We start from the raw sequence: 6,219 nt of genomic DNA, 5'->3' as shown, positions 1-6,219 counted from the left end.
ACGTCGGCGGCACAACCCGTCTCCGGTGGGCGGGAAGAGGCCGGGGCGCACTGTCCTTCGCACGTCGGTGCGCTCCGGCCGCCATACCCTCCCGGGGCTTTCTGCGTGCTACACCCGCTCGTATTCCACGTCGGTGTCCTCGCAGCCGGTGGCGAGCGCGCGCAGGGCGTCGCACTCATCGCGGTCGACAGTCAGGGACCAGCGGAGCTTAGGGCTCGCAGAGAATCAACCTGTTGCTTCCCTTGGTTCAGCTCGTTGGTGTGGTATGCGCGTTTCCGACGAGGTCCGTGGCCAACTCGCAGTGAAGTTTGAGGTGTTGTTCCTACACCTGGACGAGCGGCAGTGCCGTCTGCTGATGGGTGCCGAGGCTCGGGTCCTGGGACATGGCGGGATCCGGGCGGTCGCGCGTGCGGCCGGGGTCAGCGAGACCACGGTGCGTAAGGGTGTGGACGAGCTGGAGGCCTGCGAGGAACCGCTGGGTCGGGTGCGTCGGCCTGGCGGCGGGCGGAAGAGGGCCGCGGACGTGGATCCGGGTCTGCGCCCCGCGCTGCTGGCAGTGGTCGAGCCGGTTGCGTGCGGGGGTCCGGTGTCGCCGCTGCGCTGGACGACGAAGTCCACCCGGAATCTCGCGGCCGAGCTCACCCGCCAGGGACACAAGGTGAGCGCAAGGACACGGTGGGGGACCTGCTGCGGGAGGAGGGCTTCAGCCTGCAGGCCAGCGCCAAGACCATTGAAGGCAAGCAACACCCCGGCCGTGACGCCCAGTTCCGCTACATCAATGACCAGGCCAAGGATCACATGGGTGCCGGGGACCCGGTGATCAGCGTGGACACCAAGAAGAAGGAGCTGGTCGGCGACTACAAAAACGCCGGGCGCCAGTGGCGGCCTGAGGGGGAGCCGGTGCTGGTCAAGACGCATGACTTCCTGGACCGACAAGGGCTGGGCAATGCGACCCCGTACGGGATTTACGACATCGCCGCCAACACCGGCTGGGTCAGTGTGGGCACCGACCACGACACCGCCGCGTTCGCGGTGGCCTCGATCCGCCGCTGGTGGCAGGCGGTCGGCCGCCACGACTACCCGCGCGCCTCCCGTCTGCTGATCACCGCCGACGCGGGCGGCTCCAACGGTTACCGCACCCGCGCCTGGAAGAGTGAACTCGCCGCCCTGGCCTGTCAGACGGGCCTGGACATCACGGTCTGTCACCTGCCCGGGACATCGAAGTGGAACAAGGTGGAGCACCGGCTGTTCTCTCACATCAGCATGAACTGGCGCGGCAGGCCGCTGACCAGCCACGAAGTCATCGTGAACAGCATCGCGGCGACCACTACCCGCACCGGGCTGAGAGTCCACGCCGAACTCGACCCGGGCACGTTCGACACCGGCGTAAAGGTCACCGACGACGAGATCGATGCATTGCCAATGGGCCGGCACCGTTTCCATGGCGACTGGAACTACACGCTCCCCCCTGGCGGGCCCCAGCCGGCCCCCGGCCGCGAAGCGGGATCGGAAGCCGCAGCCGCGATCGTCACCGAGCAGCCCGGGTGCCCGGACGGGCTCGACACCTCTCTGCTCCGCGGCCCGGAGCTGACCGGCATAGTCATCCCGCAACTGGACGCTCTGGTCAACTCGTTGATCCCGGCGCTCGCACACCAAGGTGAGCGGCTTCGCCACGAACGCCGGGGCGGTGAGCGACTCCGCGCGCCAGGCGCGGGCGCCAAGGACAAGCTCTCCGATGCGGACCGGATCCTGGCCGCCGTCCTCTGCCTGCGCAAGATCGGCACCCACGACCTGCTCGCCCGGCTCTTTGGCGTCACCCGCAGCACGCTCACGCGGGCCAAGAGGTACGGCCCCTACTGGCCGAGCACGCGTTCCCGCCCTCAACCGCCCGATTCCGCACCCCGACGGATGTGGCCGCCCACCTCGACAAGTACGGCAGCCCGCCCCTGATGAAGATCAAACCCGCATGTTGATTCTCTGCGAGCCCTAACGACATGGGGCGCAATAGTGGTTGATCAGCACGAGCCGTGAAGGCGGGTAACAACGCGGAAGCGTTCCAGAACCACCGGGGTGGCGTCGTGCACGGTGAATTGGGGGTCTCCCAACGCCCGTCGCACCTCTTCGCTTTGCCAGAACTCCTCGTGGCCTGCCCTCCACCCGTCCACGGTGGTGCAGCCCTCGCCTTCGTCCACCGCATGGGCGATGTCCACTTCATGCAGCAGCACGACGCGCACATCCGTCGCCTCGATGACGGCCACCGGACGGTCATCCGAGTCGACCACTACCGAACGTTCGCCGACGGACGGCAGTGGCTCCCCATCGTGCTCGTACTCGGCAAGCAGTCCGGTGGTCGCGGTCTTGGATCCGTCGAGGATCGCAGCAACGAGCCGGTCACGGAGCGGGCCCGGGAAGGCGAATTCAGCCTTGGGCAGCAACTCGGGGTCCACGTTCTGAGCAGGGTTGACGGTCATACGACGACCCTAGCGTTGTCGCACGCTATGGCTGACTCGACTGATCAGCTGTGACGTGCGAAGGGCCGTACGGGTTGGGCGAGTTGTGAGGCGTACCTGGGCCCGTGCGGCCTGTTTCCGTCCTGCCCCGTCCGGGATCCCGCGCGCACGCTTCGGTGAGTTGCTCGAAGAACTCGCCCCCCAGTGGCAGGCCGCCCACGAGTCGGCACTGCGTGAGCGGCACCGTGGGGACCGGCGGCGAGCCGCAGGTGCCGGACGTAAGCAGCAGTTGGTGTTCACTAATCGGGTCGTGGTCACCCTGGTTCACCTGCGGCTGGGCCTGCCGCACGCCGCGCTGCCGGAGCTGTTCGAGGTGGACCGCTCCACCGTCTCCGGGGCCATCCGGAAGGTCCGGCCGCTGCTGGGGGCCCGCGGCTTCGCGGTGCCGGACCGGCCCGGGGTGCGGTTGCACACGGTGGAGGACCTGTTCGCCTATGCCGACGCCGAAGGGGTCGACCTGCGGATCGACGGCACCGAGGTGCAGGTTCGCCGGCCGGGGGCTGGTCGACCGGGCCTCAAGGCGTTCGTGTCGGGCAAGAAGAGGCAGAACACGATCAAGACCACCGCATTCAGTCACGCCCGGGGCCGGACCCTGTTCAGCGGAGTGGTCCGGCTGGGCTGTATGCACGACCAGACCGCCGTTCGCACCGAGGGGATCGCCGAGCAACTGCGTCAGTACCCGAAGGTGATGGTGGAGGTCGACGAGGGCTACCGAGGCCTGACCAACGAGTGCCCTGACCAGGTCAGCGCTCCTCCGCAGAAGCCGAAGGCTGATGCGCCGCTGGGTGAGCACCACGCCTGGCACGAACGACGGCGGCGCCAGTCCTCGCAGCGGATCTGCGTGGAGCACACCAACGCGGAGCACAAGCAGTAGCGGCCCCTGCAGCGGTTCACCGGACGCTGCGAGAACTATGCCGAGACCCACCTCGCCATCGTCGGGCTGGTCTCCGATCGGTCCGCCCGGCGGGACCCGCCGTAAGCCGAGCACCGAACTGGCCCTCGCCTGGCAGGCCGCCTGCTGATCACCCACCAACTGAACCGCCAGGCCGACAACGCCCCAAGGCCAATTGTCCCCAAGGTCTAAGGGAGTGACCGATCGGCACGCCCGTCTGCTGCCGCTTCTGCCGGTTCTGGGAGACACCGACATTCCAGAGGCAGCCGTGAGTCTGGTGACGGAGGCATTGATGGCTCAAGGAGCCGCCGACCCCGGTGAACCGCTCGTTCGACGGCTCCTCAAGGGGCACCCTTCCCGGGGTCCGGCGTCGTGGTCGTTAGACCACGACGAGCGCAGCTGGATCTGAGAGGGCGGAAAAGCCCTCGCCAGACGCCTCTCGGTGAGTTTCTTCCGGACACCCAGCGTGCGGCTCTGGAGCGGTGCCTCATGCCGGATATATGAGCTGGTCAGGCGACTGCTCCCGCTGGAACCATCGTGAGCCCCGAAACCGGGAAGGCAGGTCGTTGCGGTGCGAGAGCGCAGGGTGGCGAGAAGCCGGTTGTGATCCATGATCGTGCTCATAGCATCAGCTTCATGGAAGAGCAGAGCAGCAGTGGTGGCCGACAGAACCGTGGTGCGACCGGACGTGTTGTGCTCGCAGTGGTCTGCGCTTTGCTGGTCGTGGGGCTGTGCTGGGGAGTTGCGTGGAAGCTGGGGTGGTGGAATCCCGGTTTCGGCATGTTGTCGGCGAAGCTAGCCGCCGCGGCGTCCGCCGGGGTCGTTGCCCTGGCTGCCTGGATCGCAAAGCGACGTTGACCTGCGCCGCGTGGCGGAGGCCTCGAAGGTGCGGGTGAGATCAGTGCGCTGCGTGATCCGTTCCAGGACGTCGTGGGTCATGCTCTGCAGATAGAACAAGGAGCCACGGCGGCGTGTGAGGCGTGCTGGGCACGCCGTGTGTTGTCATTCGACTGCCAAGCGGTCACGGCACGCAGCGGTTGCGCGAGCGCGGCTGAGAGTAAGCCTTGAGACGCTCCATTTCGCACCGGGTTCTTGCCGGGCAGCCCCGCAGGGTGCCGAAAAAGAGGGCCCCGATGTGGGTAGTGGCACTGTCGAGATCGTTGGTCGGCGCCCGGTCATCCGGCGGCGCGAAGCCCCGGGGGATGGCGTGATCATTGCTCTCCAGCTGCGAGACTGACGTCGACTCCGGCGTGCGGGACAGAGGCGGCTTGTCGTCCCGGCCCCGGGAGCCGGCCGCGGTCGTCGTGTCCGCTCGGCCGTCCGCGCTGCGACGTTCGGTCGCGGGAGTTGCCGGGCTCGCGCCGTCTGCGGTGTTGTTGTCTCTGCCCGACTTGCGCGGTGATCGGTAAGCGGGGGCTGGGCCGTGGCAAGGGCGGAGCGGGTGCGGAGCCCGGGCAGCGGCGCGCGGCGAACAGCGAAGGGTCCCCGCCTCATGAGAGAGGCAGAGACCCTCGTGTGGAGCGCCCGGCAGGCCTTGCACCTGCATTTCCCGCCGGCTGGCGGGCGTCTTTCCTTGGACCACAGACGCGTGACTCCGTGTGGTGAACCGGAGTTACATCATGATCATACAGGCTCTGCCAGGGCGGTGTGTGCGTCCCGCTGTGGGCCCCGCGACCGTCCTGGACCTGTCACCGTGCCGCCGTTGCCGCTGGCCCAGAGCCCGTGTCCGGGCTGCGGCTGGTCGCGCGGTGGTTGCTGCCGCATCAGTAGCAGGCGAACAGGTCGTAACGGCCAGATGTTCCACGTCGAGACGGTCTCGGCGATTCATTCAGCAAGTTCGTGAACTCGCTGGCGGAGCAGTCCGAGGCCGAGCGGCTGTTGCCCAGCGCTGCCACCGCGACGCCGTCGTCCCGGAGCAGCAGGCAGCCGATGGTGCCCACGAAGAGCCCGCGGTGTCCCCAGGCCGGGCCGGCGCGCTTGGTCGGGGAGCGGACTGGCCGGCACGCCGCGGGCTCGTCCAGCGCCGTGCCGGAGGCGGTGCTGAAGCCCTCGGTACGGCTTCGGGATGGAGCACAGTGCGTCATAGACGTAGGGCGGGATCGGATGGGCTTCGTGCCGCTGCCCTTGGCGTGGACGTTGAGGACGTGGGGCCGCGGCCGTAGCCGAGCTCTTCGACGCGGCCGCCAGCGCGGAGTCATGCACAGACACTGCGCATAGAGCAATCAGCAGCAGGGCGTAGGGCCGCGTGCCGGTCCCTGGCAGTCGCCAACAGCAGCGCCTGCTCGTTCGGTCAGCCCCTCGATGGCGGAGTGGTCGCGGCCGATGACCGGCCGGCGCACCCCGTCGCGCGGGTTGTGCCGGTGTCGGTCGTCGGCAGCCCGGGGCGCGTAGTCGTGAACGAGCTCGCCGCGGACAGGTCGTTGGCGCGGGAGGCGGGCCGCCATCGGCTTCCCGGTCTGGGCTACTTCGCCGCGGGCGCCGCCCTTGCTCCGCACACAGGTGGGCACGCTCTCCAGGTGAGGGAGAGGGGGCCGCCGCGTCTCCAGAGCGACCACTACCTGCATGTTTACGCGAACTACTACGCCGAGTCCGGGGAACCAGACCGAGCAATCGGAAGTTGCCGACAGGGCTTGAAGCCGATGGCCGCCTTCCTGCACGCCAACGTCACCGACGAGCAGCGGCTGAGAACCGAGTTCGCGCGCATCCACGTCTGCCGCCGGTTCGCACTGCTGCTCTGAGCCCGTCCGTCGCGCGTTGCGCGAGGCGCGAACAGACCGATGTCGTTTCTCATGAACATTCGCGAGCTCCGCGTCCGCC

General features: G+C 68.2%; 4 protein-coding genes and 1 pseudogene. 4 read left to right on the top strand and 1 reads right to left on the bottom strand.

Annotation, left to right across the window (positions count from 1 at the left end; all coding sequences use genetic code 11):
- Positions 1-265: 265 nt before the first annotated feature.
- Positions 266-1,950: pseudogene (locus tag DY245_RS15075) on the top strand (ISAzo13 family transposase).
- 65 nt (positions 1,951-2,015) lie between these two features.
- On the opposite strand, the gene DY245_RS15070 reads toward DY245_RS15075, so the two are convergent.
- Positions 2,016-2,471 (bottom strand): ASCH domain-containing protein, encoded by a 456-nt coding sequence (locus DY245_RS15070; protein WP_128507551.1) that lies wholly within the window; start codon positions 2,469-2,471, stop codon positions 2,016-2,018.
- A gap of 160 nt (positions 2,472-2,631) precedes the next feature.
- On the opposite strand from DY245_RS15070, the gene DY245_RS15065 reads away from it, so the two are divergent.
- The 3 genes from DY245_RS15065 to DY245_RS15055 all read left to right on the top strand — a co-directional run bounded on the left by DY245_RS15065 (position 2,632) and on the right by DY245_RS15055 (position 6,140).
- Complete coding sequence (locus tag DY245_RS15065) at positions 2,632-3,384, top strand: transposase family protein (protein WP_244943053.1); 753 nt, start codon at positions 2,632-2,634, stop codon at positions 3,382-3,384.
- 654 nt (positions 3,385-4,038) lie between these two features.
- Positions 4,039-4,260, top strand: coding sequence for a hypothetical protein (locus DY245_RS15060; RefSeq protein ID WP_128507549.1), 222 nt, complete (start codon positions 4,039-4,041; stop codon positions 4,258-4,260).
- A 1,535-nt stretch (positions 4,261-5,795) separates the two neighbouring features.
- On the top strand, positions 5,796-6,140 hold the full coding sequence (locus DY245_RS15055) for a hypothetical protein (protein ID WP_128507546.1): 345 nt from the start codon (positions 5,796-5,798) through the stop codon (positions 6,138-6,140).
- Positions 6,141-6,219: the final 79 nt, after the last annotated feature.

The organism is Streptomyces inhibens (assembly GCF_003389455.1).
GTDB lineage: Bacteria > Actinomycetota > Actinomycetes > Streptomycetales > Streptomycetaceae > Streptomyces > Streptomyces inhibens.
The sequence above is the reverse complement of the archived record's forward strand: the minus strand, read 5'-3'. Positions and strand labels throughout refer to the sequence as shown.

Coding starts and splice junctions, on each gene's coding strand:
- DY245_RS15070 (WP_128507551.1), bottom strand. CDS start 2,471: ATGACCGTCAACCCTGCTCAGAACGTGGACCCCGAGTTGCTGCCCAAG.
- DY245_RS15060 (WP_128507549.1), top strand. CDS start 4,039: ATGGAAGAGCAGAGCAGCAGTGGTGGCCGACAGAACCGTGGTGCGACC.